The following is a 1,740-nucleotide window of genomic DNA, read 5'->3' as shown; positions in this document are numbered from 1 at the left end:
TTGATAAAGTTCACCAGGGTTATTTGCCCGAGTTCGGCGGGTTCACTTTCCCCTCCCACCTGGGCGGTAACCGTGCCATCTTTCGCAATGCCAATACTTTTGGTGCCCTGCGGCAATTCAATCCCCGGCACCAGCGGCAATCCCTGTGCGTTAGTTAACACGCCGTCGGCGTTAATCCTCAGGTTCCCGGCGCGGGTGTAGGCAATATCACCGCTGGCCGTTTCGATTTGGAAAAAGCCCTGCCCGGTGATCGCGACATCCAGCTCTTTCGAGGTCACCTGTACCGATCCCGTGGTAAACGATTTTTCCGTGCCGAGGATTTTTACCCCGCTACCGAACTGGATGCCGCCAGGCGTCGTATTGTTCTGATCCAGCGCCACACCTGGCGCACGCTGGTTTTGATAGAACAGATCCTCAAAGACCACGCGGTCACGCTTAAATCCGGTGGTATTCACGTTGGCCAGGTTATTGGAAATTGCGGCCATTTTGGCATCCTGTGCCGCCAGCCCGGTTTTACTGATCCATAATGCGGGATTCATTTTTGCTGTTCCTTCATCGGTTAGCTGCCACGGATCAGGCGGTTACCCGCCTGTGCCAGAGTGTCAGCCGCTTTCATCATTTTTATCTGGGCTTCAAACTGACGACTGAGGGAAACAGTCGCCACCATTTCATTAATGGCTGAGACGTTACTGGTTTCCAGATGCTCACTGGCGATCTGAACGCTCTCATTGCGCGGCTCCGTCCGGCGAGTACTGACCAGAAAACCATCATTGTTCTTGCGCAGACGATTAGCCGACACATCGACCAGTTTGATCCGGTCAACATCCATCGCGGCCTCCAGATCGCCGTTTTCAGGAATAACGGTAATCGTGCCGTCATCACCGATAGCGACCTCGGAAAAGGGTGCCAGCTGAATGGGCCCCGTTTCGCCCAGTACGGGCTTACCGTTGACCGTCAGATTGCCGCTCTCGTCCATCTCGATATGACCATTACGGGTATAAATTTCTCGCTGCCCGTCACGCAGGGCGATCAGTCCATCCCCTTTGATACCAATATCCAGTTCACGCCCGGTTTCCTGCAGTGCCGCATTAGCCATATTGATGCCGCCATTCTGGCTGTTAACCTGATAGCGGCTGTTATAGCCATAGCCCGCCACTGGCTGGCTGTTCGCCCGCTCCAGATCGGCACGAAAGCCCTCGGTATTGGCATTCGCAAGATTATTGGCATGGATCATCTGCTGGTTCAGACTGCGATTTGCGCCGCTCACGGCGGTAAAAATGAGACGATCCATAATTACAAGGCTTGGAACAGTGCGTTCATCATCTGATCGTTGGTCGAGATGACTTTCGTATTCGCCTGATAGTTACGCTGTGCCGACATCAACCCCACCAGCTCCGACGTCAGATCAACGTTTGATGACTCCAGTGCCGCAGATTTAATCGTGCCGTACATCCCCGACTTCGGCGCACCCAGCAACGGCGCACCGGAACTGTTGGTTTGCTGCCATGAGGTACCGTCGGTCGCTTGCAGACCATCCGGGTTAGTAAAGTTAGCCAGTACCATCTGCCCCTGTAACAGGCGCTGGCCGTTGCTGAAGGTGGCATACACCATGCCGTCGTCATCAATTTGCTGGCCGGTCTTTTCACCGGACTGATAGCCATCAGGGCTATTTTTGTTTACCGAGAAATCAGAACCGTACTGGCTGCTGCCGCTGTAGCTGAGGTTAATATTCAGCGCCTC

The 1,740-nt window shown here is 54.2% G+C and carries 3 protein-coding genes; all 3 read right to left on the bottom strand.

Annotation, left to right across the window (positions count from 1 at the left end; translation table 11 throughout):
• The coding region (locus tag WH277_RS01210; protein ID WP_339503897.1) for a flagellar hook-basal body complex protein at positions 1–539 on the bottom strand (539 nt) is incomplete at its 3' end.
• Between the two features lie 20 nt (positions 540–559).
• Positions 560–1,291 carry a flagellar basal body rod protein FlgF gene (locus WH277_RS01205; protein WP_339456183.1) on the bottom strand — a complete coding sequence of 244 codons (732 nt, stop codon included), beginning with the start codon at positions 1,289–1,291 and terminating at the stop codon, positions 560–562.
• 2 nt (positions 1,292–1,293) lie between these two features.
• Positions 1,294–1,740: flagellar hook-basal body complex protein (locus WH277_RS01200; protein WP_339503895.1), on the bottom strand; the 447-nt coding region annotated here is incomplete at its 5' end.

This window comes from Erwinia sp. MYb416 (assembly GCF_037479575.1).
Taxonomy (GTDB): Bacteria; Pseudomonadota; Gammaproteobacteria; order Enterobacterales; family Enterobacteriaceae; genus Erwinia; species Erwinia rhapontici.
Note: the sequence above shows the minus strand (reverse complement) of the source record. Positions and strands in the feature narration are given on the sequence as shown.

Coding starts and splice junctions, on each gene's coding strand:
- WH277_RS01205 (WP_339456183.1), bottom strand. CDS start 1,291: ATGGATCGTCTCATTTTTACCGCCGTGAGCGGCGCAAATCGCAGTCTG.